Consider the following 2,115-nt stretch of genomic DNA (forward strand, 5'->3'; position numbering starts at 1 on the left):
GCAGCTACGGCCTGGCACCCCACTGTGGACGGCGCTGACCAACCTGGCCAATTTTGCTGGCGATCCCGATGGGGCCTATCCACCCAGGCAAGAAGAGGGCCGCATTCATCCGGATCCGTTCATCACCGCCTTTGGCAACTTCTCGGAGCTGCGGCGGGCGATTGATCTGGTCAATCGAGGCACTCCCGTTGACCAACTGAGCCTGGCCGACCAAACCACGCTGCAAACGGCAGGCTGCATGCTGGGCATGCTGGCCGACAACATCCTGCGCATTCGGGATGCCGCCAATGATGCCAGCAAGCCTGATCCCACAGCTCAAATCCTTTTGAACGACATCCAAGCCAGCCGAGCTGGGAACCGAGAAGCGGCCAACCGGTTTTATCTGCCGCTGCGCTACATCTTCCCCCGCGAGACCTTTTACCACAGCGTGCCCCCCAACCCCAACGATCCCCTTGAAGATGAGCGGAGGCGGGCCTACCCCTTCTTACGGGAGTTACCGTTCTTAGGATCACAGCAAAGAGGATCAGTAACCTACCGAACCCTTTGCGATCCCTCAACGTGCGACCTGGACAACCTAAGAGATCTGGAACTGATAAGGCTGAGGCCCAAGCCTAGGATCAACGACTGGACCTTGCCCTATGCTCGTTTAGAGGAATGCCCCAGAAGCCCAGTACTTGGCAACCACCCCAACAGCAACCGATTTGAGTTAATTCGGATTGGCAACCAGTGCTTCCGTGTGCCCTTTAAAGATTCCGTCTTCTACGATGGCCGCGAGGCGATGGCGGTGCGGGCCCTCAACATCGACCTGGCCCTGCTGACCAACAACGTCAACGGACAGGCCAACGGGTTGATCAACGGAGATACTTGGCTGCCTGCCGGTGTGCAAGAAGGCCGCGAGGGTGGCATTTTCTACGCCTTCCGGGAAGATGCGGTGCGGGAAGATGCCATCGCCCGCCCGCCCTTGACCAACTTCGATAGCTATCAAACCGCCTGGCGAGATGCAAATGCTCGCGGCACTCTCCCCTTCATCATGAATGCCGGCCAGCCCGGTCGCAACCAACCGGTCGGCGATCCGCCTGTTTCCAACGAGGGGCTTAGCCCCAAGCCGGTGGACTACTACCCCGATCCGGATCGGCGGCCCTATGGCTTCCGGCTGCGCAACGGGGCAGTGTTGGCCCGCAGTGTGTTTAACCCCAGTGACGCCATCAGGCCTACTGAAGCTCTCTTTGGCTTGTCCTTCATTTCCGATAACCCCGTCTACATCCAAGGGGACTTCAACCTGCATCAGACAAGGGACGGGAGACGGCTAGAGGAGTTCAAAACTCTCCTTGAGTTCGACCCGCAAACTGGCCTCTACAGCAACTTCTACGGGCGGCTCCGGAGGGATGAAGACCGGCGCTTTGCCCGGGCGGCGGAGGATCTCTGGCGGCCCAGCGAGGTCTTGGGCGACTCGGTGAACATCCTCTCTGCCGACTTCTGCGATGGCAGCATTGATGATGCCTTTGTCCAGGATGGCACCCTCAATGGCGGCGGCGTTAACTACAATGCCAGCCAGAACTATGCCGGTACACCTGAACGAGCCTCAGCCCCTCGCCGCTGGGACTACTACGGCTGTCTCAGGGGTGAGAACGGCAGGGATAACCTGGGATTCAACACCTCCTTCCTCAACCAGGCCCTGGTAATCCGCGGCAACAACTGGCCGGCTCCGGATCCCACCAGAGGCGGCGCTGGTGTCCTCCGCTTCGACAACACCAACGGGGCCCAGAACCTGGGCGACAACCTCAACCAGCCGGGTTGGCCGGATGTGTTTGCCCGCGACACCATTCTGGCTCCCTTCGACAACGCCGATTCGGATCCCAATAACGATGACAGAACGGCGGGCGGTGGCGTGCCGGCAGTGCGGCCCTTGCGGGCACCCGATGTGGGCTATGCCAACTTTGGGGTGCGCATCTCGGCTTTGGGCAACCCGGTGCTGGATACCTCCCGTTGGCTGCTGGTGGCTCCACTTGGGCCTTGCCCCGAGCCTGAAGGAGGCGGTGGCCTATTGGCCGAGTACTACAACGGCTGGCTGACTAGCCCGAGAGACCAGTACGAACGCGACACAGGGTTTGCCAC

General features: G+C 60.5%; 1 pseudogene. It reads left to right on the forward strand.

From position 1 onward, the window contains the following. Nucleotides 1–2,115 (forward strand): annotated as a pseudogene (locus NW860_RS05040) (type II secretion system protein); the annotation flags it as partial.

Source organism: Synechococcus sp. F70.1 (genome assembly GCF_047502745.1).
Lineage (GTDB): Bacteria > Cyanobacteriota > Cyanobacteriia > Thermostichales > Thermostichaceae > Thermostichus.